Origin of the sequence: Candidatus Palauibacter sp., assembly GCF_965216145.1 — a bacterium.
GTDB lineage: Bacteria > Gemmatimonadota > Gemmatimonadetes > Palauibacterales > Palauibacteraceae > Palauibacter.
This window is the reverse complement of sequence record NZ_OZ244149.1, coordinates 1,095,666-1,116,347: the sequence shown is the minus strand read 5'-3', so window position 1 is coordinate 1,116,347 and position 20,682 is coordinate 1,095,666. Positions and strand designations below refer to the sequence as shown.

Here is a 20,682-nt window from a genome sequence, read left to right as displayed (position 1 = left end):
CGTGCCGGCTCAGCGACTACCGGGTGGAGGGGCGCTCGCGGCAAGCCAGTTGACCGAGCCTGCTGGCCACGAAGCCCCTCCCGGCGGGATGTTCTTTTTCCTAAGTTAATTGGCTGAAGCGCATTCCGGCGCACCCCGGCTTCTCGAAGGGCGGCGCATGAAGTCATTGAGTGTGGGCGCGATCCTGTGGTTCTGGCTTGCCGTTGCGGGCGGGCCGTCGGAGAGCCGTGCGCCCGATGTCGCGCCCGTCGCGCGACCGCCGCAGATCGTGACCGGACACGTCGACGCCACCCCGCCGACGCCGACCCCCGCCTTCGCCGACCTCACCGATGTTGTCCAGCGGTACTGCGTGCGCTGTCACAACGAGCGCCTGCTGCGGGGAAACCTCACGCTGGAGACGTTCGATGTGGACGCGGCGCACGAGCGAGCGCCCACCGCCGAAAAGATGATCCGCAAGCTGCGTGCGGGGATGATGCCGCCGCCGGGCCAGCGTCGACCGTCTCCGGACACGCTTCTGGCGCTCGTCGAGACGCTGGAGACGGTGGTAGACCGCGCGGCCGCACACGATCCGAACCCCGGCGCGCGGCGCTTCCAGCGCTTGAACCGGGCCGAGTACGAGCGCGTCATCCGCGACCTCCTCGACCTCGAGATCGACGCCGGCCGCTGGCTCCCGGCGGACACGTATCTGGGCGCCTTCGACAACATGTCCGACGCGCAGGGCCTCTCGACTACGCTGCTCGAAGCGTACCTGCGGGCTGCCACCGAGGTGAGCCGGCTCGCGGTCGGCAACCCCGACGCCCTGTCGCGTTCGGCGAAATACACGAACCCGATCGAAGTCTCGCAGCACGCCTGGGATCATCTCGAGGGCACGCCGTACGGGACCCGCGGAGGGATCGTCGTGACGCACGACTTCCCGGTCGACGGGGAGTACGTGTTCACGATCGAGACGCTCTTCGGCCAGGGGACCGGCTTCCAGGATGTCGACATCTCGATCGACGGCGAGGGAGTCGCGCTGCTCGGCCTCGAGCACGGAAGCCGCTCGACCTACCCGATCCGGACCGAGCCGATCTTCGTGCGGGCGGGCCAGCGGCAGATCGCGGCCGCGTTCGTGCGGACGATCGAGGGGCCGTACGAGGACCGCCTGAAGACGCCGGGCTGGTCGTTCGTGGGAGGGGAAGACTCGCAGTCGTGGGCGAACTACGGGATCACGGCGCTTCCGCACTTGAGCGAGCTGATGATCACGGGCCCGCGGCGCACCGCGGGGCTCTCCGAGACGGCGAGCCGCCGCACGCTCTTCAGCTGCCGTCCCGCCCGGCCCGCATCGGCGGCTTCCGGGGAGGCGCGTGCCTGCGCGACGGAGATCGTCACGCGCCTCGCGCGCGAGGCGTACCGGAGGCCGGTCACGGAGGAGGATATCGCCGGGCCGATGTCGTTCTACGACGGGGCTGCGGCGGAGGAAGGCTTCGAGGTCGGGGTCCGGACGGCGCTGCAGGCGATTCTCGCCAGCCCGTCGTTCATCTTCCGCCTCGAGCGGGCTCCAGAGGGTGTGGCCGGCGACGAGAGCTACGCGATCTCGGACCTCGATCTCGCGACACGGCTCTCCTTCTTCCTCTGGGCGACGATCCCGGACGATGAACTGCTCGACCTCGCCGCGGACGGCCGGCTCTCGGACCCCGCGGTCCTCGAAGCTCAGGTGCGCCGCATGCTGGCGGACCCGCGCGCGGAGGCGCTGTCGACGCGCTTCGCCTCGCAGTGGCTGCGGCTGCAGGACGCGGAAGACAACCAGCCGGAGCCCTACCTGTACCCGGACTTCACGGGGCAGCTGCGCGAAGATCTGGTGCGGGAGACGCAACTCCTGTTCGACCGGCTCGTGCGCGAGGATCGGAGCCTGCTGGAACTGTTCACTGCGGACTACACCTTCCTGAACGAGCGGCTCGCGGCTCACTACGGGATTCCGGGGGTCTCGGGGCCCGGGTTCCGGCGCGTGTCCTACCCGGACGAAAGCCGGCGCGGGGTGCTGGGGCACGGGAGCGTGCTGCTCCTCACGTCCATGTCGGCGCGGACCTCGCCGGTGCTGCGAGGCAAGTGGGTGATGGAGGTGCTCATGGGTACTCCGCCGCCGCCGCCGCCGCCCAACATCCCCGCCTTCGATGACACGGAATCGGCGCGAGGTGGGCGGCTGCTCACGACCCGCGAACGGCTGGAGATGCACCGGGCGAATCCGACGTGTCGCTCCTGTCACCGCTTCATGGACCCGATCGGCCTCGCGCTCGACAACTACGACGTGACGGGACAGGTGCGGATCCGCGAGAACGGCGTCCCGCTCGACACGCGCGGCACCTTCTACGACGGGACGGACGTGAGCACGCCGGCCGATCTTGTCGACGTGCTGATGAAGCGGCCGATTCCGCTCGTCCGGAACTTCGCGTCGCACCTCTTGGCGTACGCGATCGGGCGGCGCGTGGAGTACTTCGACGAACCGGGGATCCGGGCGATCGCGCGGGAAGCGGAAGCGGACGACTACCGGATGTCCTCGTTCATCTTCGGCGTCGTGAACAGCGACGCGTTCCGGATGGTGCGCCCCCAGCCCGTCGTGGACGAGCAGGGGGACGCGAGCCGAGAGGGCGCGAGTCGAGAGGGTGAGAGTCGAGAGAATGAGAGCAGAATGACAGAAGGAGCTGGATCATGAACTTCGTCACCGGCACACACCTCTCGCGTCGCACCTTCCTGCGTGGCGCCGGCGCCAGCGTGGCCCTGCCCCTTCTCGATGCGATGATTCCCGCAGGGCGGCTGTGGGCCGACCCGATGAAGGCCGCGAACTTCACGCGCCTGGTCTGCGTCGAGGAGTCGATGGGGGCGGCGGGCTCGAGCGACTGGGGCGACGCCCGGCACCTGTTCGCACCGGGGACGACCGGCCGGGACTTCGAACTCGTGGCGGACAGCCAGCTCAAGCCGCTGGAGGCGTTCCGCGGGTACATGACGATCGTCAGCAACACGGACTGCCGCTCGGCCGAGGCCTCGCGCGCGGAGGAGATCGGCGGGGACCACGACCGCTCGACGGCGGTGTTCCTCACCCAGGCGCACCCGAAGCAGACGCAGGGGTCCGACATCTACCTCGGGACTTCGCTCGACCAGCTGCACGCGCAACGCTTCGGGCAGGAGACGGTGCTCCCGTCGCTGGAACTGTGCATCGAGGGGATCGATCGGGGCGGCGGCTGCGCGTACAACTACCACTGCGCCTACACGACCTCGCTCGCGTGGGCCTCGCCCGACCTGCCGCTCCCGGCGATCCGGGAGCCGCGCGTCGTCTTCGAGCGGCTGTTCGGGGCGGGCGACACCGCCGCGGATCGCGCGGCGCGCCGCCGCACCGACCGCAGCATGATCGACTGGATCGCCACCGAGGTCGCGCGGCTCAGGAGTGCGCTCGGCTCGGCGGACCGGATCGCGCTGGACGAGTATATCGACCATATCCGCGAGATCGAGCGCAGGATCCAGCTCGTCGAGGCGCGCAACGCGAGCGGTGAGGAGCGGGAGATGCCGGAGGCGCCGTCCGGGATCCCCGACTCCTTCGAGGAACACATGCGGCTCATGTTCGATCTGCAGTTGCTCGCGCTGCAGACCGATCTGACGCGGGTCATCACCTTCAAGACCGGGTTCGATCAGTCGAACCGGGCTTTTCCCGACAGCGGGACGACGAAGTCCGTCCACGGGGCCTCGCACCACGGCAACGTCCCCGAGGACATCATGGACTTCAACCGGATCAACACCTATCGGCTGGGCCAACTCGCCTACTTCCTCGAGAAGCTGGGCGGCACCGTGGAAGGCGACGCGTCGCTGCTCGACAGGACGGCGATCGTCTGGGGCTCTCCGATGGCCGATGGGAACCTCCACAACCACCGGAGGGCGCCTCTCCTCTTCCTGGGCGGGGCGAACGGCGCGCTGGAGGGGGGTGTGCACCATCGGGCTCCCGACGGGACGCCGATGGCGAACGCGTTCGTGAGCCTGATGCGGAAGATCGGACACCCGGAGTTGAGCACGTTCGGTGACAGCGACGGTGCCTTGCCGCTCGACTTCGCGGGCGGGGCGGCCCCCGGCGGGAGCGGCGCCCGATGAGGCGCGGCATGAGGCGCGGAGCGAAGGGCGGAATGGCGCCCGGAGCGAACTCCGCCATGGGCACGCTCCTGATTTCGGCGCTCCTGATTTTGGCGCTCCTCCCGGTGGGGGCAGCGGCGCAGACGGGATCGTCGGGTGGGGACGATCGGCTGCTGGATGCCGCCCGGGACGGGCAGGTCGAGGTCGTGCGGGCGCTCGTGGGGGAGGGCGCGGACGTGAACGCGGCGCGGGGCGACGGGATCACCGCGCTGCATCTTGCCGCCGAGCGAGGCCATGCGGAGGCGGCCCGGGCGCTGATCGACGCGGGCGCGGCGGTGGATGCCGGGACGCGCATCGGTCGCTACACGCCGCTCCATATGGCTGGCTGCGGGGGGCACGGCGCCGTCGTCGCGCTCCTGCTCGAGGCGAGGGCCGACCCGAACGCCGCGACGACGAACAGCGGCGTGACCGCGTTGCACCTCGCCGCGGGCGCCGTGGACGGCACGGCGGCCGTGACCGCGCTGCTCGACCACGGCGCGGACCCCAACGCCCGCGAAGGGTCGGCGGGGCAGACACCCCTGATGTTCGCCGCTGCGGCGAACCGGGCGGCGGCCGTGGCCGCGCTGCTCGAGGCCGGGGCCGACCCCGGCATAGCGACCGCCGTGGTCGACGTCCTGCCCAGTCTGGCGCTCGACCGTGAAGCAAACCGCCGCTTCCGGGACTGGATCGGCGCGCCGGCCGAGACGCTCGGACCGTACGGACCGGAGGTGGACTCCAAAGCCGAATGGCCGGGCGAGCCTGCCCCGGCGCACGTCCAGGCGGCCATCCACGCGCAGCGCGAGTTCCTCCGTTCCGGCTTCGATGTCGGCGAGGTCGGCGCGCACTCGCTCGCCCGCGTCGGGCCCGACTACCCCGGCGGCCCCGACGTCGTGCGCCCCCCGTACCGCGAAGTCCTTGTCGGCATGACCGGCGGCACGACCGCGCTCCTGCACGCCGCGCGGGAAGGGCACATCGAGGCGGCCGCGGCGCTTCTCGACGGCGGCGCGGACATCGACCAGGTGAGCGCGGACGCGACCAGCCCGCTCCTCATGGCGATGCTCAACGGCCAGTTCGATTTCTCGCTCGTCCTCATCGAACGCGGCGCCGACCCGGATCTCGCCGCCTCGACCGACGGCGCCACCCCCCTGTTCGCCGCGCTGCAGACGCAGTGGGCCCCGAAGTCCAACTACCCTCAGCCGCGTGCTCAGGACCGCCAGCAGGCCGGGCACATGGAGGTGCTGCGCGCCCTGCTCGAAGCCGGCGCGGACCCCGACCCCCGGCTGAACACGCACCTGTGGTACTGGGAGTTCGGGCTCACGAAGATGGGGATCGACCTCACCGGCGCGACGCCGTTCTGGCGCGCGGCCTTCGCGCAGGACCTCGAGGCCATGAAGCTGCTCGTCGCGCACGGGGCGGACCCGAACATCCCCACGCGCTGGCCGGAAGTCGGGATGCGGGAGCGCCGGCAGCAGGACGGCCGGCAGCAGGAGGACTCGGCGCTGCCCGGGATCCCCGAGGGCGCACCCAACGCCTGGCCGCTGCACGCCGCCGCGGGCGGGGGATATCTGGGTCTCGGCGCGTTCAGCGTCCGCAGCCGTCCCAATCAGTTCATCCCGGCGGTGAAGTACCTGATCGAGGAACTGGGCGCCGACGTGAATCGGCTCGATTCCTGGCTCTATACGCCGATGCACTACGCGGCATCACGCGGCGACAACGAACTCATCGAATATCTGGTCTCGCAAGGCGCGGATGTCACGGCCATCACGCGTCTCGGACAGTCCACGGCGGACATGGCGCGCGGCGGTCGGGCCGGGTTCTTCACCCGCGTGCCTTACCCCGAGACCGTTGAACTGCTCACTGAACTGGGCTCCACGCTCGAGTGCCTCCACACCCACTTCCTCGACACGGGCGACGCCTGCCCCGGCGCCGGCGTCAACGATCCATGGGCCCCCGCGGCGAGGGTGACGACCGAAAACGGGGCCGAAACCGGGAAGACGGACAGGAAGCAGACGAAGGGGGATAAATGAAGACTCGCCCGCTGACGCTCCTCGTCGCGATCGGGGCGGCGGCCGTGGCCGCCTCCTGGGCGTGCGGCGAAGAAGGCCGGGCCGCGAACCCGGCGAACGCGACGACTGTGAAGGGCGGCGACGACCGCACCGGCGCCTACGACCCCGTCGAGGGCTGGTGGAAGCCCGCGCCCAATCACGACGACGAGTGGGGCTGGGGGCAGGTGGCCGGAGTGGCCGTGGACCACGCGGACCGCATCATCGTCGTCACCCGCGGCGACTGGCCCGCCGACCGCTCGGCCCCCCGCAACGGACAGATCCGCCGGACGAACTTCGTCGTCGTCGCGAACGGGAACGGCGAGATCGTCGAACAGTGGGCGCAGTGGGACTCGATCTTCACGCTGCCGCACCAGGCGTACATCAGCCCCTACGACCCCGACCGCCACGTGTGGGTGATCGACAGCGGCGGCGGGCAGGGGCACATGCAGGTCGTCAAGTTCACGAACGACGGCAGCGAGATCGTCATGCGCCTGGGCGAGCGGGACCATCCCAAGACGCGAGAGGCCGCGCGCGCGCGATCCGACTGGGACCCTTATACTTATGGGTGGCCGTCGAAGCTGGCGTTCCTGCCGGACGGGAGCTTCCTGCTCGCCGACGGGTACTGGAACTCGCGCATCGTCAAGTACTCGGAGGACGGTGAGTTCGTCATGCAATGGGGCGCGCTCGGTACAGGGCCCGGCGAGTTCGATCTTCTGCACGGTCTCGCAGTGGACGAAGACCGGGTCTACGTCGCGGACCGCCAGAACGAGCGCCTTCAGCTGTTCACGCACGACGGGGAGTTCATCGAGGAGTGGCCGAACATTTTCGATCCCGTGAACATCTGGCTGGATGTGAACGGCGCCGTGTGGGTCCTGGACGCGAGCCTGAACCGCGTGCTCAAGTACGACCGGGATGGCGTCCTCCAGGATTACTGGGGCGCCTACGGGCAGGCGGGTGCGATCGGCCGCGGTACCTGGCCGGGCGGGCTGTCGCTGCCGCACCAACTCGACATGGACGAGGATGGGAATCTGTACATCGCGTCGTACAGCGGGGGCTGGATCAACAAGTTCAGCCCGAAGCCGGACGCCGACCCGCACCGACTCCTCGGGCCGCGGCTGCTGCTGACGAATTGAGGGGACGGGAGGATGTCGAACAGATGACTGCCAAGCGCATCCCCGCCTCGGTGCGAGGCGCGACTCTCCTGCTGGCTTTTCTCTCGGTGGCGTGCGGCGAAAGCGCGACGGGTCCGGTCGATCCGCCGGAACCGCCGCCGCCCGAACCCGTCGCCACGCTGCTCGCCCCCTGCCAGGGCGGCACGGCCCGCGGGTTCCCGTGCGAGGGCGTGGACCTGGTGGGGTGGCTGCTTCCGCGCGAGTTGCGGCCGGGAAGGATGGCCACCTCCCTGAACGACATCTGGGGGTGGACCGATCCGCAGACGGGGGTGGAGTACGCCCTCGTCGGGCACTTCGACGGCCTCTCGATCGTCGATCTCTCCAACCCGGTCGAACCGAGGCCGGTCGCGTTCATGCCCTCCGCCTTCTCGGAGACCCTCTGGCGGGACATGAAAGTGTATGCGGATCACGTGTACGTCGTCTCGGAGATTACGGGGCACGGGATCCAGGTGCTCGACCTCACGCGGCTTCGTGAGTTGACTGAGTTCACGGAACTGAGCGCGGACGCCAGATACCGGAATGTGAGCGCTGTCCACAACCTCGCGATCAACGAAGAGACCGGCTTCGCGTACGCCGTCGGAAGCAACTCCGGTGGCGAAACGTGCGGGGGCGGCCTGCACATGATCGACCTCTCGGATCCGAAGAACCCTACCTTCGCGGGTTGCCACGCCGAGGCAGGCACCGGTTGGCATGGGACTGGATACACCCACGATGTCCAGTGCGTCGTCTATCGAGGTCCCGACGCGGAACACGCGGGCCGCGAGATCTGCGTGGGCTCGAATGAGACCGCGGTCGTCGTGTCGGACGTGACCGACAAGGCGAACCCGACGACGTTGTCGACCGCCTCCTACGCCGACCACGACTACATCCATCAGGGATGGCTGAGCGAGGATCACCGGTATTTCTACCAGAACGATGAAGGGGATGAAAGAAACAACCGGGTCTCACGCACGCGCATGCTGGTATGGGACATGGTCGATCTGGACGATCCGGTCCTCGTCACGGAGCACCTGGGCCCCACCGGAGCCATCGACCACAACATCTACGTCCACGAGGATGTGATCTACCACTCCAACTACACGTTCGGCGTGCGGATCCTCGACATCTCGAATCCGGCGAATCCCGTGGAGCGCGGCTTCTTCGACACGGTACCGGACCATGACGACCAGACGTTCGGCGGCTCCTGGTCGACCTACCCCTGGTTCGAGAGCGGCCTCTTCGTCGCCACCAGCCGGGACGAGGGCCTCTTCGTCCTGCGACTCCAGCAATAGCGACAGTCCCCTCCAGTTTAGGGGCGCGAGGGAGAGGCCTAAACGTGTAAGTTGCACGTACGACGGTGGTTGGGTCGCAAGATCTACGTCGACACCGCGTCGATCCGCAGCAACTCCTGCGTCGGATCGTCGTTCCAGTTGACGGGAGGCATGGTCAGATGAGAGCCCATTCATCCTCTATGCGAATCCGACCGGCGATTCCGGTACTCATGCTGAGCGTGGTCCTCGGCGCATGCGGAGAGGACGCTGCGGGCCCGGTGACCCCGGATCCGCTCGCCCCGCCCACGCTTGCGCCACCGCCGCCTCCCCCCGCGCCGCCCCCGCCGCCTCCCCCACCGCCGCCTCCACCGCCGCTCCCCACCACAGAGACACCATGTGTCGGTGGCCTTGCCGGCATCTTTCCGTGCGATGGCGTAGATCTGGTGGCACGCGTGTCGCCGAGCGACTTGAGACCGGCGCGGCCGGCCTCTGTCCTGAACGACATTTGGGGGTGGACCGACCCGGAGACGGGGGTCGAGTACGCCCTCGTCGGCCGCGATGACGGACTCTCGATCGTCGATCTCTCGAACCCCGTCGAACCCCGGCCGATCGCGTACCTCGCTTCCCATACCGGTTCGAGCATCTGGCGCGACATGAAAGTGTACGCGGACCACGTATACGTCGTCGCCGACGCCATAGCCGGCCACGGCATGCAGATTCTCGACCTTACCCGACTTCGCGGGCTGACGGAGTTCACGGAGATGCAGGCGGACGGGCGGTACACGCGCGTGAGCGCGGTCCACAACGTCGCGATCAACGAAGAGACAGGCTTCGCCTACGCCGTCGGGAGCAACTCCGGCGGCGACACGTGCGGGGGTGGTCTGCACATGATCGACCTCACGGACCCGAAGAATCCGAGTTTCGCGGGGTGCCACGCCGTAGAAGGCACCGGGTGGGTCGGTACGGGTTACACCCACGATGTCCAGTGCGTCGTGTATCGCGGTCCTGATACGGAACATGCGGGCCGCGAGATCTGCGTCGGCTCGAACGAGATCGCCATTGTGGTGTCGGACGTGACCGACAAGACGAATCCGATCACCCTGTCGACCGCTACGTACGCGGACTATGGCTACGTCCACCAGGGCTGGCTCAGCTCAGACCAGGGCTATTTCTACCAGAACGACGAAGGGGACGAGGCTCAAGGGCTGACACCGCGCACGCGCATGCTCGTGTGGGACCTCACCGACCTCGATGACCCGATCCTGGCGAAGGAGCATCTGGGCCCGGGCACCGAGACCGACCACAACCTGTATGTCCACGGCGACCTGATCTACCACTCCAACTATGACTTCGGAGTCCGGGTCATAGATATCGCGGATCCTGCGAACCCCCTGGAACGCGGGTTCTTCGACACCGTGCCCGAACCTCGCGGATTCGGCTCCTGGTCGATCTACCCCTGGTTCGAGAGCGGCCTCTTCGTCGCCACCAGTTGGCGTGAGGGCATCTTCGTCCTGCGCCTGCAGCAATAGCGACAAGTCCCCTCCAGTTTAGGGGCGCGAGGGAGAGGCCTAAACGTGTAAGTTGCACGTACGACGGTGGTTGGGTCGCAAGATCTACGTCGAAACCGCGTCGACCCGCAGCAACTCGTGCGTCGGATCGTCGTTCCAGTTGACGGGAGGCATAGTCAGATGAGAGCCCATTCATCCTCTATGCGAATCCGACCGGCGATTCCGGTACTCATGCTGAGTGTGGCCCTTGGTGCATGCGGTGAAGACGCCCCGGCTCCGACCGGCCCAGGTCCCGCGGGCCCCGATCCCGTCGAGCCGCCGCCGCCACCTCCACCGCCGCCACCACCACCGCCGCCACCTCCACCGCCGCCACCTCCACCGCCGCCACCTCCACCGCCGCCACCTCCACCGCCGCCACCTCCAGTCGCCCCGGAGGCAATATGCGTCGATGGGCTGGCCGGCAGCTTTCCGTGCGAGGGGGTCGATCTCGTGGGACAGGTATCCATGCCTGACTTGAGACCGGGGACGCCGCCCTCGGGGCCGGAAGAGTGGTGGAACGTGAACGACATTTGGGGGTGGACCGACCCTCAGACCGGGGTGGAGTATGCTCTTGTGGGCCGCCACGACGGACTTTCCATTGTCGATCTCTCCAATCCGGTCGAGCCGCGACCGATCGCGTACCTCGCCTCGCACACGGGTACCTCGTGGTGGCGCGACATGAAGGTGTACGCGGATCACGTGTACGTCGTCGCCGACCTGAGCCCCGGCCACGGTATGCAGGTTCTCGACCTCACACGGCTGCGCGGGTTGACGGAGTTCACCGAGTTGCAGCCCGATGCGTGGTACTCGCGGCTGAGTTCGGTCCACAACATCGCGATCAACGAAGAGACCGGCTTCGCCTATGCCGTCGGTAGCAACAGTGGCGGCGACACATGCGGGAGCGGCCTGCACATGATCGATCTCTCGGACCCGAAGAATCCGACTTTCGCGGGCTGCTACGCTGAAACGACGACGGGTTTTTATATTCCAGGCTACACCCACGACGTTCAGTGCGTCGTGTATCGCGGCCCCGATTCGGAATACGCGGGCCAGGAAATCTGCGTCGGCTCGAACGAGACCGCCATTGTAGTGTCGGACGTGACCGACAAGGAGAACCCGATCACCATCTCAACCGGTACATACGCCGATCACGCCTACATCCATCAGGGGTGGCTCAGCGAGGACCACCAGTACTTCTATCAGAACGATGAACTCGATGAGGGGTTCTCTGTCTCGCGGACGCGGCTGCTCGTTTGGGATCTAACCGACCTCGACGATCCGGTTCTGGCGAGAGAGCACCTGGGGCCCACCGAAGCTATCGACCACAACCTGTACGTGCACGAGGATGTGATCTACCACTCCAACTACACATTCGGCATCCGGATCATCGACATCTCGGACCGAGAGAACCCCGTGGAAGCGGGCTATTTTGACACCGTGCCCGAACACAATAACGTGGAGTTCCGCGGCTCCTGGTCGACCTACCCCTACTTCGAGAGCGGCTTCTTCGTCGCCACGAGCTGGAACGAGGGCCTCTTCGTGCTGCGCCTGCAGCAATAGCGGGAATGGAAGCGGGGCATGTGCCCGGGTGGAGTCGGTGAAGCACCGTCCCCTGCGCATACGCCCCGTCCGAACCCGATCGCGTGGCAAGTGGGGCGCACGTCCCACGTGAGGTCCAACCGAGGCACCCGCTGGCGATTGTCCCCCAGCACCACGCAACTTGCTTTCCCCAATTCCAGCGACTCCCAGGAGAGTGCCCGATGACCTGGTCCCTCCCCTCCCGTTTCCCGACGCTCGCGACACTGGCTGCCCTTGGCGGTCTCACGCTCGTCCTCCCGTCCCCCGCCTACTCCCAGGACCGCCCCCTCGTCACTCCCGACGACTACGGCCGCTGGGAGCGACTCGGCGGCTTCGAGTTCTCTCCCTTCGGTGAGTGGATCGCATACGTGGTCACCCGGGTGGACGAGAAGTCGGAACTCCGCGTGCGGAAGCTCGAAGAGGACTCCGTTCGGATCTTCCCATGGGGCTCGGCGCCGCGGTTCTCCCCCGATGGCCGTTGGCTGACCTGGACCATCGGTCTACCGCCGGAGGAAAGGGAGCGGCTCGAGGAGAGCGACGAACCGATCCGTGAGAAGGCCTCGGTGATGGATCTGCAATTCGGCGAGACGCGTGAGTACGAAGCGGTCTCCGAACAGCGCTTCGACGCCTCCGGCCGTTTCGTGGCGCTGCGTGGCTACCCGCCGGACGAGCCCTCGGGCAAGGGCGCCGATCTCCGCATCATCACCCTGGAAACGGGAACGGAGACCTCCTTCGGCAACGTGAGCGAGATGGCTTGGAGCCCGGCCGGATCCCTTCTTGCACTCGCCATCGCGACGGGCACCGATGTGGGCAACGGCGTGCAGGTGTACGACGCCTCCGCCGGTATCCTGCGTTCCGCCGACGCTTCCGGTTCCGCCTACCGGAGCCTCCGCTGGCGTGATGACTCTGCAGATCTGGCTGCCCTCCGCTCGAGCGGCGCCGCCTCCGCCGACGGCACCGCCTACGACGTTCTGGCCTGGCGCGGCCTGGACCGCCGTGTCGAGATGATGGTCCTCGGTGCGAACACCGCCGGCATCCCGGACACGCTCGAGACCGTCCGGCACCGCGCCCCCGCCTGGTCGGACGATGGCATCATGATCTCTCTGGGGCTCAGGCCGATCGAAGAGGAAGAGGACGAAGATCCCGGCGACGGCGCGGAAGACGAGCCGGAGCCGGAGGCGGAGACGGAACCGGATCAGGGCTCCCCGGACGCTCCGGCCTCTGACTCCGAACCCGACCTCCCCGCCCTGCAGATCTGGCACACCGGGGATGTCCGCCTCTTCCCGGAGCAGCAGGTCTCCGAGGACCGCGACAACACGCGATCGCTGCCGGCCGTCTGGCACCTCGACGACGACCGCGTGGTCGTTCTCGGATCCGACCTCATGGGCACCGCTCAACTCCTGCACGGCTGGGAGTACGCTCTGGAAGACATTGACGAGCCCTACCCATGGGGCGCGATGTTCGGCCGTCCGTACCACGATGTCCGGGCCGTTGACGCGGACACCGGCGAGCGCCGCCAGCTCCTCGCTCGCGTGCGTTACGAATGGCCAAGCGCGGGCGGCGACTGGCTGCTCTCATGGGATGGCTCCGCCTACCACAGCCTCCACGTCGCCACGGGCGAGCAGCATGACCTGACGTCAGCGCTGGCCGCCGAATTCGCCGACACGGACTACGACACGCCCACCGACGTGACCCCCCCACGCGACTCCGGTCCCGGCGGCTGGCTGGAAGACGACAACGCAGTCCTGCTCTACGACAAGCACGACATCTGGCGCGTCGCACCCGACGGCTCGGGAGGCGAGCGGCTGACGCGCGGCGCCGAGACGGGAATCACCCACCGGTTGACCCGCGTCACCGATGACGACGAGCCCGGCATCGACCCCGACTCGCGCCCCTATCTGTCCCTCTACAACGAGAAGACGGAGCAGCGCGGATATGCCCGCTTCACCCGCGGCTGGCTCGACGCGCGCGACCGGGACTCGGCCGAGACCCTTGTCCTGGAAGACGGCTACGTGGGTGGCCTCGTCCGCGCCGACAGCGCCGACGTGCTCTTCTACCGCGACGAACGCTTCGACGACCCGCCGGACTACTTCGTCGCCGGCCCCGACCTCGCCAACCCCGCCCGGGTGACCGCGATCAACCCCTTCATCGACGAGGTGGCGTGGGGCCGGGCGGAGCTGGTCGACTTCGTGAGCGAATCGGGCCGCGACCTTCAGTTCGTCCTCCTTCTTCCCGCGAACTACGAGGAGGACAGCGCGGTCCCCACGATCGTGTACACCTACGAGATCCTCTCCCCGCAGATGCACCTCTTCCGCGTGCCCAGCGAGCGGGAGTACTACAACTACACGGCCTGGACCCAGCATGGGTACGCGGTGCTGCTGCCGGACATCGTATACCGGGCGCGGGATCCGGGCGTAAGTGCGCTGGAGTCCGTGCGCGCGGCCGTGGCGAAGGCCGTCGAGATGGGGGTGACGGACCCGGACGCGGTCGGCCTCATCGGGCACTCGTGGGGCGGCTATCAGGCGACGTTCCTGCCCACGCGGACCGACATCTTCGCGGCTTCCGTGGCGGGCGCGCCGCTCACGGACTTCGTGAGCTTCATGGGCGCGCTGCACTGGAACCCGGGCATCGCCGAGCTGAGCCACTGGGAGACCGGCCAGGCTCGCATGGAGGTGCCGTTCTGGGAGGATCCGGAGGCGCATCGTCGTAATTCGCCGATCCACGAGGTGCACAACATGGAGACGCCGCTGCTGATGGCCTTCGGCGACGAGGATGGCGTGGTGGACTGGGACCAGGGGACCGAGTTCTTCAACTTCGCCCGCCGCGCCGGGAAACAGATGGTGCTGCTGGTCTACGAAGGGGAGGACCACGGTTTCCGAGAGGAGGCGAACCAGAAGGACTACCACCGGCGCATCCTGGAGTGGTTCGGGCACTACCTGAAGGGCGAGCCGGCGCCGGCGTGGATTACGGACGGGGTCGCGCTGGACGCGCTGGAGGAGGAGAAGAAGCGCGTGGCGGCGAAACCACCTGGCGCACATTGACGGGTATACGGCAATACAGCTATCATGGTACCATGAAAGCGACCATCGATATCCCGGATGACCTGTACCGGCAGATCAAGTCGGAGGCAGCTCTGCGGGGCCTTACCATTCGCGAAGTCACGACGCAACTCTATCGGCGCTGGCTGAGCGAGGACGAAGGTGCGGAAACCCGTGAGGCCCCCAAAGCATGGCTGCGCTCCTGGCTCGATGCGGCCGACGAAGCGCTCAGGCGTGCGCCTGGGGGCCGTTCGGCGAGGGAAGAGCTGGCCGCCGACCGGAACCGGTTGGGAGCCGAGTGACGACGCTGGTCATTGACGCCAGCGTGTGGGTCTCGGCGGCAGACGCAACCGATGGATTGTCGGACTCAAGCCGAGCCTTTCTCTCCCTGGTAGTGGAACGAGAGCTCCCGATTTCTCTCCCGGAGCTGGCGAAGTTGGAGATTGCCTGCGCGCTCGCCCGGAGGCTGCGCGACGCCGAGCGCGGCCGGAGCCTGGCCGATCAAATGCTGGGCTCTCCGCTGGTCACCGTGTACTCATTGAACCGGGCGATGCTCCAACAGGCCCTCGAGGTCGGCACTCGAGGCTTTCTGCGCTCCGGGGACGCTCTCTACGCCGCCCTCGCCGATTGGCTGGGTGCCGAGGTCGTGTCGTGGGATGGCGAGCTGATCGATCGGGCCGGGGCTTTCACTCCCACCGATTGGATCGCACGGAACGCGTAGGAGAGAAAACGATGTCGGAGTCCAGCCACGACGGTACAGCGCCCGCCGGGGCGCGCACCTGCCCGAACTGCGGACGCGAGCGGCCGGAAAGCTTCTGTCCTGAATGCGGGCAGAGCGACCGGCACTACGCCCGTTCGCTCGGCTCCGTGGTTGTCGAGTTTCTGCGCGAGATGTTCGAGCTGGATTCCAGGCTCTTTCGAACGCTGAAGCTTCTCGTCTTCAGGCCCGGAAGCCTCACCAGGGAGTTCTCGCGCAATCGCCGGGTCAGCTTCGTGTCGCCGGTCAGGCTCTACATCTTCGCGAGCTTCGCCTTCTTCCTCCTCCTGTCGCTGTTCGGGGACTTCGGCGAAATGGTCGTGATGGGCGTGACCGAGGAGGACCGGGAAGTCGCGTTACCCCGGCCCCCGACGGAAGAGGGCCTCGCGGCCTTCAGGACGGCACTACCGCCGGACCAACGGAGGAAGGTCGACGACATTCTCGGTCGCTCGGAAGACGATTTCGGGAGGCAGACCGTTCTCTTCGCCGCCCTGGAAGGGGACCTTGAGGAGCGAAGCTGGATTGAGAGACTCATCGTGCTGACGGGGATCGACATCTTGCACGATCCCTCGGTCGTGCCCCGGCGCCTCCTCGCGAACATGCCGATCGGGATGTTCTGCCTGCTCCCGGTCTTCGGTCTGGTGCTCGCGGCCTTCCATTTTCGGAAGAAGCGCTTCTACGTAGAACATCTGGTCTTCGCCATCCACATTCAGACCTTCACCTTCTGCGTCTATGCGGCCGCGCTTCTGCTCCCGGATTCGGGACCGGCGGGATGGCTCCGGGTGGGTTGCCTGCTGATTCCGTACCCCTATTTCGTGATTGCCCTCCGACGCTACTACGAGAACGGCTGGGCATTGACGGTGGCCAAGTCCGTCGGCGCGTACATGCTCTACTCGCTGGTGCTGATTCCCGCGTTCGTGATCTCGGTGTTCGTGACCGGCTAGCCCGACACCAGTTCGAGGGCCGCCAGCGCCAGTGCCTGCGTGCTCGCCACAAGGTCGTCCACCGCACAGGACTCGTCCGGCTGGTGGGCCTCCTCGAGGGGGCCGGGGCCGTAGGCCACGCAGTGCTCGATGCCGGCGATCCGGGCGAAGTGCTTCTGGTCGTAGGTGCCGGGGCTCGCCACGAGTTCCGGGGGATGGCCGATGACCGTTTCCACCGCACGGGACAGGGCGGCCACGAGCGGCGAGCCGGACGGCGCGGAGGTCGGGTGCACCACGAGGCGCTCCTTGATGGTGAAACGACGTTCCGGGTCGTCGCCTTCCACCGACGTAACCAGGCGCGCGATTTCGGCGCGGACCTCGTCGAAGGGCTCCTCAGGGATGAAGCGGCGGTCGAACGTGGCCACACAGCGGTCGGCCACGCAGGCCGACTGGGTCACTTCGCCGGACTGGCCGCCGGTGATCGCGTTGACGTTCAGAGAGGGGTGCCGCGAGGGCTCCGGTACTACGGGCAGCGCGGAAACACGCGTCGCGAGTTCGGGGGCGAGCCTGGTTTGGAAGGCTTCCAGAAGGGCGCCCATGTCATCGATGGCGCTGCGGCCCAGGTGGCTCATGCTGCCGTGGGCCGCGTGGCCGTGCGCGATGACATCGAACCAGTAGACGCCCCGATGCCCCAGGCACACACGGCCGGGTCCGAACGGCTCGGGGATGATGGCGTACCGGGTGTGGTCGCTCGAGATGATCCCGGCTTCGCACAGGTGCGCTACCCCTGCGAAGCCGCCGCTCTCCTCGTCGACCGTGGCACTGATGTCCACGGCTCCCTCGAGCTCGACTCCGGCCCGTCGTAACGCCTCGACCGCGAAGACCGCGGCGGCGATCCCCGACTTCATGTCCGACGCACCCCTCCCGTAGATGCGCCCTTCGCGCACCACGCCCGCAAACGGGTCGACCGTCCAGCCGTCACCCGGCGGGACCACGTCGAAGTGGCCGTTCAGGTGGAGCCGCGGGCGTCCCGGAACGGCCAGGCCCCGCCCCACCACATTCACCCGGGGGTATTCGGCGGTGTGCTCGGGGCGCCCCTCGGCCTCCACGTACTCCACGGCCAGGCCCGACATCCCCAACCGCCGCCCGATCAGCTCGGCGCAGTCCCGGTAGCACGCTCCCGGGGGATTCACCGTGGGGATCCGGATCATCTCCACCGTGAAGGCCACGATCTCGTCGCGCGCGGCCTCCACTTCGGCGAGGACGCGGTCCTCCCGGCGAATGCTGGCAGGTGGGTTTACGGGGTGCATGCCCGTACATTGTGCCGCCCCGACATCACACGAAACCCCACTACACCAGACTCCCCATGACCACGATGTTCAGCCTCGAGGGACGCACCGCCGCGGTCGTCGGAAGCGGCTCCGGCATCGGCGAAGCCGTCGCGATCGGGTGTGCGGAGGCGGGTGCGCACGTGTCCTGCCTCGACATCGACGCGGACGCCGCCGCCCGCACGGCGGCAACGATCCGTGCGACGGGGGGAGAGGCCACCTCGGCCCGCCTGGACATCATGGACGGCGCGGCCGTCACCGGGGCATTCGAGGACACGACGGCTCGCGGATCCCTCGACGTCGTGGTCTGCACTCCCGGAGTGAACGTGCGCAAGCCCCTCCTGGACTACACGGACGAGGAGATCGACCGCGTCCTGGGCCTCAACCTCAAGGGCGGCGCGCACGTCATCCAGGCCGCGGGACGGATCATGAGCGGGCAGGGATCGGGGTCCATCATCCTCTTCAGTTCGATCCGGGCGGTGGTGGTCGAGCCGGGCCAGAGCATGTACGCCGCCACCAAGGCGGGGATCGTGCAGATGGTGCGCGTCGCCGCGGCCGAACTCGGGCCCCACGGGGTGCGGGTCAACGCTGTCGCGCCGGGCGTGATCGACACGCCGCTCACGGTCCCGATCAAGGACAACCCGGACTGGTACGGCGCCTACGCCGCGCGCAACATCCTCAACCGTTGGGGCAGCGCCGCCGAGATGGCCGGACCTACGGTCTTCCTCGCCTCGGACGCCGCCAGCTACGTGACCGGGACGGTCCTGTTCGCCGACGGCGGCTGGACCGCCATCGACGGGAGGTTCACGCCGCCGGCGGGTTGACCTCGATCGCCCCTGGCTCTCGGCAGGCCTCGAACTACGGGATTCGCCAGAGTCTCAAAGACGAAATGCCTCCCGCTCTCGAGGCGCGACGCACATATCGTTCGTCCGCCGTGACGAACACCCCCCCGAGGCCGAGCGCCACGGGAGAAGAACCGATGCGTCGGGCGTTACGATCACGGCAGCCGTTGCTCCCGCTCCTCCCGTATCCATCGGACGATCCGGTCAGTCTCGACTGCGGGTAACCGTGCGCGGAGCGCATCCATCCGGGCGGAGGCGTCCCGCCTTCCCAAGGTGTCCCAGCCGTATGTGTAAAGGTTACACACTGCCAATGCTTGTGACACTCCTGTGCCCTGTGGGCATGGTCGCCGCCGCCCGCCGGAGCAACGGTGCGAGATCTCGAGTAGTCATGGGCGTATCGGTGCCCCTGTGTCGGTCTATGCCAATTGAAAATCTGATTTTGAATTGGCATAAGGCTTCACAGGGACTTCCAGCAAGCCACCGCCACGACGGGTCACCAACGTCCCCTGTTACGCACAGCTAGCGGCACTTCCTTCGCCTCTCCACAACACTCACACGAGAATGCCGGAGTCGGTTTGCGGGTGAGACGCCCGATGCCTAGCGTAGTATGCGAAGGCTTTCGCCCTTGCTCGCGCAGCGCAGGAGATACCATGTCGACGTTCGTGATGGTTCGCCGTGTCCAGGCATCGGACACCCAGGCGTGCGGACCTCTCACAGCACTTCCTTCGGAGCAGGTCGCTTGCCGCTAGCCTGATCGCTCAGGCTCCCGTCAAACGAAGCGATCTGGTCGTCGAGATCGGGCCGGGCCGCGGCATTCTCACTCGAGAACTGGCACGTCGATGCCGTGAGGTCGTCGCGGTAGAGTTCGACGGAGCGCTGTCCGAGGCGCTTCGCGCGCGCTTCTTGAGTGACAACCGTGTCACGATCGTCAGGTCCGACTTCCTGCGTTTTCGGCTGCCCGATGTCCCCTACAAGGTCCTGGGGAACATTCCGTTCAATCGGACTGCCGCCATCGTCCGGCGGCTTGTCCAGGCCGACTCTCCACCGCAGGACGCCTGGCTCGTGATCCAGCGTGAAGCGGCCGAACGGTTTGCCGGCGGTCCCTGTTCCCGGGAGACCCTGCCCTCGCTGCTGCTCAAGCCGTGGTGGCAGATCGAGATCGTGCGGCGCTTTCGCCGTACCGACTTCGATCCCCCTCCCGGCGTTGACGCCGTCGCGCTCTGGCTCGCCCGTCGAACCAGACCGCTTGTGGACCGATTCCAGGCCGTGGACTACCGGCGCTTCATCCGGAGCTGCTTCGGTCGCGACGGCCGCTCGATCAGGCGGTGTCTGCGATCCGAATTCACGCGAACGCAAATTCACCGGCTGAGCCGAGATCTCAGGTTCGATCCTTCCGGACCACCCAGCGGCCTCACCTTCGACCAGTGGCTCGCATTGTTCAGGTTCCGGAAGCTGACGCGATCGTGAGCGCCGGTGGCGCATCGGTGCGCTAGCCGCTCAACTCGCCGCCGGCGTCACCGGGTACTTCTCGAACCACGCCACGATGTTCGAGACCCGGGCCATCGGCTGACTCGGGCGTCGGCTCCGAATCTCACGACGCGGGTTCCCAAAGCTCGATCGCGTTTCCTTCGGGGTCGTGGATGCGGGCGAAGCGGCCGATGCCCTCCATCTCGCTTTCGTGGCTGACCTCGATATCCGCGGACTTCAGTTCTGTGATCATCGCATCCAAATCGGCCACGCGGAAATTCAGCATGAAAGTCTTGTCCGCTGCGAAATAGTCCGTGTCAGCATCGAAGGGTGAGAAAACGGTGACCCCGGACTCGGTCACCCAGGGCGCCATCTCCATGTTCGTCGGAGCAGGATTGATGCCAAGGTGATCCTGGTACCATTTCGCAAGTCCTGCCGGGTCCTTTGCCCGAAAGAAGAACCCGCCGAATCCCTGAACGTTTTGCACGCTACGTCCTCTCGATGATGGACCGCACGATCCGCGCATCGGGAGTTTCGCGGAGAGGAGCACGTCTCGGCCAGACTGCGGACGGCGTCCGCTGGGCTGGCTCGGAGCACTCTAAGG

Annotated in this window: 16 protein-coding genes; 13 read left to right on the top strand and 3 right to left on the bottom strand. The window is 67.3% G+C overall.

Annotation, left to right across the window (positions count from 1 at the left end):
• The first annotated feature begins 157 nt into the window (after nucleotides 1–157).
• The 6 genes from ACOOHF_RS04925 (at nucleotide 158) to ACOOHF_RS04900 (ending at nucleotide 10,127) form a co-directional block, all read left to right on the top strand.
• On the top strand, nucleotides 158–2,689 hold the full coding sequence (locus ACOOHF_RS04925; protein WP_420463616.1) for a DUF1592 domain-containing protein: 2,532 nt from the start codon (nucleotides 158–160) through the stop codon (nucleotides 2,687–2,689).
• On the top strand, nucleotides 2,686–4,113 hold the full coding sequence (locus tag ACOOHF_RS04920) for a DUF1552 domain-containing protein (protein ID WP_420463615.1): 1,428 nt from the start codon (nucleotides 2,686–2,688) through the stop codon (nucleotides 4,111–4,113). The genes ACOOHF_RS04925 and ACOOHF_RS04920 overlap by 4 nt, the downstream gene beginning before the upstream one ends.
• 32 nt (nucleotides 4,114–4,145) lie before the next feature.
• Nucleotides 4,146–6,158: an ankyrin repeat domain-containing protein gene (locus ACOOHF_RS04915; protein ID WP_420463614.1), complete on the top strand. Its 2,013-nt coding sequence runs from the start codon at nucleotides 4,146–4,148 to the stop codon at nucleotides 6,156–6,158.
• The gene (locus tag ACOOHF_RS04910) at nucleotides 6,155–7,309 is read left to right on the top strand and encodes a 6-bladed beta-propeller (protein WP_420463613.1); all 1,155 of its coding nucleotides are present in this window, start codon (nucleotides 6,155–6,157) and stop codon (nucleotides 7,307–7,309) included. The genes ACOOHF_RS04915 and ACOOHF_RS04910 overlap by 4 nt, the downstream gene beginning before the upstream one ends.
• A 23-nt stretch (nucleotides 7,310–7,332) precedes the next feature.
• Nucleotides 7,333–8,619: a choice-of-anchor B family protein gene (locus tag ACOOHF_RS04905; protein ID WP_420463612.1), complete on the top strand. Its 1,287-nt coding sequence runs from the start codon at nucleotides 7,333–7,335 to the stop codon at nucleotides 8,617–8,619.
• A 158-nt stretch (nucleotides 8,620–8,777) separates the two neighbouring features.
• Nucleotides 8,778–10,127 carry a choice-of-anchor B family protein gene (locus ACOOHF_RS04900; protein ID WP_420463611.1) on the top strand — a complete coding sequence of 450 codons (1,350 nt, stop codon included), beginning with the start codon at nucleotides 8,778–8,780 and terminating at the stop codon, nucleotides 10,125–10,127.
• Between the two features lie 208 nt (nucleotides 10,128–10,335).
• Here the strand turns inward: ACOOHF_RS04900 and ACOOHF_RS04895 are convergent, their stop codons facing one another.
• A complete protein-coding gene (locus ACOOHF_RS04895; RefSeq protein ID WP_420464419.1) occupies nucleotides 10,336–10,545 on the bottom strand; it encodes a hypothetical protein in 210 nt (69 codons plus the stop codon).
• Between ACOOHF_RS04895 and ACOOHF_RS04890 the strand changes: the two genes are divergently transcribed.
• From ACOOHF_RS04890 to ACOOHF_RS04870, 5 genes are all read left to right on the top strand, one after another.
• Nucleotides 10,545–11,705, top strand: a complete 1,161-nt coding sequence (locus ACOOHF_RS04890) for a choice-of-anchor B family protein (RefSeq protein ID WP_420464336.1) — start codon at nucleotides 10,545–10,547, stop codon at nucleotides 11,703–11,705. The genes ACOOHF_RS04895 and ACOOHF_RS04890 overlap by 1 nt on opposite strands.
• Before the next feature lie 200 nt (nucleotides 11,706–11,905).
• Nucleotides 11,906–14,764 (top strand): prolyl oligopeptidase family serine peptidase, encoded by a 2,859-nt coding sequence (locus ACOOHF_RS04885; RefSeq protein ID WP_420463610.1) that lies wholly within the window; start codon nucleotides 11,906–11,908, stop codon nucleotides 14,762–14,764.
• Nucleotides 14,765–14,796: 32 nt separating this feature from the next.
• Nucleotides 14,797–15,063 (top strand): hypothetical protein, encoded by a 267-nt coding sequence (locus ACOOHF_RS04880; RefSeq protein WP_419933877.1) that lies wholly within the window; start codon nucleotides 14,797–14,799, stop codon nucleotides 15,061–15,063.
• Nucleotides 14,952–15,482 carry a type II toxin-antitoxin system VapC family toxin gene (locus ACOOHF_RS04875; protein WP_420463609.1) on the top strand — a complete coding sequence of 177 codons (531 nt, stop codon included), beginning with the start codon at nucleotides 14,952–14,954 and terminating at the stop codon, nucleotides 15,480–15,482. The genes ACOOHF_RS04880 and ACOOHF_RS04875 overlap by 112 nt, the downstream gene beginning before the upstream one ends.
• 11 nt (nucleotides 15,483–15,493) lie before the next feature.
• A complete protein-coding gene (locus ACOOHF_RS04870; RefSeq protein ID WP_420463608.1) occupies nucleotides 15,494–16,462 on the top strand; it encodes a DUF3667 domain-containing protein in 969 nt (322 codons plus the stop codon).
• Here ACOOHF_RS04870 and ACOOHF_RS04865 read toward each other — a convergent pair.
• The gene (locus ACOOHF_RS04865; RefSeq protein ID WP_420463607.1) at nucleotides 16,459–17,751 is read right to left on the bottom strand and encodes an acetylornithine deacetylase/succinyl-diaminopimelate desuccinylase family protein; all 1,293 of its coding nucleotides are present in this window, start codon (nucleotides 17,749–17,751) and stop codon (nucleotides 16,459–16,461) included. The two genes, ACOOHF_RS04870 and ACOOHF_RS04865, sit on opposite strands and share 4 nt — an antisense overlap.
• A gap of 56 nt (nucleotides 17,752–17,807) precedes the next feature.
• Here ACOOHF_RS04865 and ACOOHF_RS04860 point away from each other — a divergent pair, with 56 nt between their 5' ends.
• Together ACOOHF_RS04860 and erm are read left to right on the top strand one after the other, a co-directional pair.
• The gene (locus ACOOHF_RS04860) at nucleotides 17,808–18,593 is read left to right on the top strand and encodes an SDR family NAD(P)-dependent oxidoreductase (protein ID WP_420463606.1); all 786 of its coding nucleotides are present in this window, start codon (nucleotides 17,808–17,810) and stop codon (nucleotides 18,591–18,593) included.
• Nucleotides 18,594–19,286: 693 nt separating this feature from the next.
• Nucleotides 19,287–20,078 (top strand): 23S ribosomal RNA methyltransferase Erm, encoded by a 792-nt coding sequence (gene erm / locus ACOOHF_RS04855; protein ID WP_420463605.1) that lies wholly within the window; start codon nucleotides 19,287–19,289, stop codon nucleotides 20,076–20,078.
• A gap of 124 nt (nucleotides 20,079–20,202) precedes the next feature.
• On the opposite strand, the gene ACOOHF_RS04850 is transcribed toward erm, so the two are convergent.
• A complete protein-coding gene (locus ACOOHF_RS04850; RefSeq protein ID WP_420463604.1) occupies nucleotides 20,203–20,565 on the bottom strand; it encodes a VOC family protein in 363 nt (120 codons plus the stop codon).
• Nucleotides 20,566–20,682: the final 117 nt, after the last annotated feature.

What these genes read in the sequence shown, in the direction of transcription:
- ACOOHF_RS04870 (WP_420463608.1), top strand. Translation starts at nt 15,494, where the DNA reads ATGTCGGAGTCCAGCCACGACGGTACAGCGCCCGCCGGGGCGCGCACC.
- ACOOHF_RS04920 (WP_420463615.1), top strand. Translation starts at nt 2,686, where the DNA reads ATGAACTTCGTCACCGGCACACACCTCTCGCGTCGCACCTTCCTGCGT.
- ACOOHF_RS04925 (WP_420463616.1), top strand. Translation starts at nt 158, where the DNA reads ATGAAGTCATTGAGTGTGGGCGCGATCCTGTGGTTCTGGCTTGCCGTT.
- ACOOHF_RS04885 (WP_420463610.1), top strand. Translation starts at nt 11,906, where the DNA reads ATGACCTGGTCCCTCCCCTCCCGTTTCCCGACGCTCGCGACACTGGCT.
- ACOOHF_RS04880 (WP_419933877.1), top strand. Translation starts at nt 14,797, where the DNA reads ATGAAAGCGACCATCGATATCCCGGATGACCTGTACCGGCAGATCAAG.
- ACOOHF_RS04915 (WP_420463614.1), top strand. Translation starts at nt 4,146, where the DNA reads ATGGCGCCCGGAGCGAACTCCGCCATGGGCACGCTCCTGATTTCGGCG.
- ACOOHF_RS04905 (WP_420463612.1), top strand. Translation starts at nt 7,333, where the DNA reads ATGACTGCCAAGCGCATCCCCGCCTCGGTGCGAGGCGCGACTCTCCTG.
- ACOOHF_RS04900 (WP_420463611.1), top strand. Translation starts at nt 8,778, where the DNA reads ATGAGAGCCCATTCATCCTCTATGCGAATCCGACCGGCGATTCCGGTA.
- ACOOHF_RS04910 (WP_420463613.1), top strand. Translation starts at nt 6,155, where the DNA reads ATGAAGACTCGCCCGCTGACGCTCCTCGTCGCGATCGGGGCGGCGGCC.
- ACOOHF_RS04875 (WP_420463609.1), top strand. Translation starts at nt 14,952, where the DNA reads ATGGCTGCGCTCCTGGCTCGATGCGGCCGACGAAGCGCTCAGGCGTGC.
- ACOOHF_RS04865 (WP_420463607.1), bottom strand. Translation starts at nt 17,751, where the DNA reads ATGCACCCCGTAAACCCACCTGCCAGCATTCGCCGGGAGGACCGCGTC.
- ACOOHF_RS04860 (WP_420463606.1), top strand. Translation starts at nt 17,808, where the DNA reads ATGACCACGATGTTCAGCCTCGAGGGACGCACCGCCGCGGTCGTCGGA.